The sequence below is a fragment of the uncultured Campylobacter sp. genome (assembly GCF_938045625.1).
In the GTDB taxonomy this organism is placed as follows: domain Bacteria; phylum Campylobacterota; class Campylobacteria; order Campylobacterales; family Campylobacteraceae; genus Campylobacter_A.
Map to the genome: position 1 here is coordinate 1 of NZ_CALIAV010000008.1, position 1,054 is coordinate 1,054.

A 1,054-nucleotide genomic window follows, 5' to 3' on the forward strand; every position below is an offset into this window, starting at 1 on the left:
GCTTTTTGCAGCGCGTCGTATCTAAACTGCGTGAAAAAATACTTCTGATCGACCATCTCTAGGCCGTTTTCTTTGGCGAGCTTGTCGGCTCCCTCGCCGGCGACTAGCGTATGCCACGTCTTATCCATCACGAGTCTGGCGCCTAGGATAGGGTTTTTGATATGCCGCGCCATCGCGACCGCGCCCGCTTTTTTGGTCGAGCCGTCCATGATCGAGGCGTCGAGCTCGTTAAATCCGTCGGCTGTAAAGACCGCGCCCTTGCCCGCGTTAAAATTCGGATCGTCCTCAAGCACCATTATTGCCGCCGTTACGGCATCCATCGCGCTACCGCCTTTTTCAAGTACGGCTTGACCCGCTAAAAGCGCCTTTTTCATCGGCTCCTCGCGGATTTTAAATTCCTCTTTAGTTAGATCAAGCCCGCTGGTGCCGCCGTGAATGACGATGACTGGGGAAAATTTCTCCTGCGCATTCGCAGCCGTTAGCCCGAGCAGGGCCAAGCTCGCCGCCATAAAAACGGCCTTTGAGAGTGAAAAGTGCTTCATATCTCATCCTTTCCAAAAAATTGCAGAATTTCTAAGGAATGATATAACTTTGCGCTTTACGTTTCACTTAATCAAATGCGAATTTGGCTGGATCTAAATCTAATGCTTTGAGCTTAAAATTAAGCTTCCGTTGCCAAATTTAACGCGACTCAATTTGTAGCACAATCTGATAGGTCGATTTAAATTTTATAAATTTGAGTTTGAGCGTTAGTAAAATTTAATTACCGCAGCTCAATAAATTTCAACCGCGCGTCATAAAATTTTAGCGCGCGGCCGTATTTTAAAGGGTGCTATGCGAGCGAGCTCAAGCACGCAACCGCTAGCAAAGCAGGCTTCAAATTAAACGCCTCAAACTCGCCGTGCGCGATCATTTAGTGTTGCGTCGAAACCGACGCCAATATGTTTTGATGACTCAATCGCAGCTTTTTCTCCGCGACAAAGGCGCGCCAGGTCGTATTTTAGCAGCACCAAGCCAAGGCCTAGCAAGAAAAGGTCTTTAAAGATAAAGCCGT

Annotated in this window: 1 protein-coding gene; it reads right to left on the reverse strand. The window is 48.0% G+C overall.

Going from position 1 to position 1,054, the window contains the following annotated elements:
• Positions 1 to 542, reverse strand: a 542-nt coding sequence (locus tag Q0386_RS00530) for an isoaspartyl peptidase/L-asparaginase (RefSeq protein ID WP_299025585.1), incomplete at its 3' end; no start/stop codon positions are given.
• Positions 543 to 1,054 lie beyond the last annotated feature (512 nt).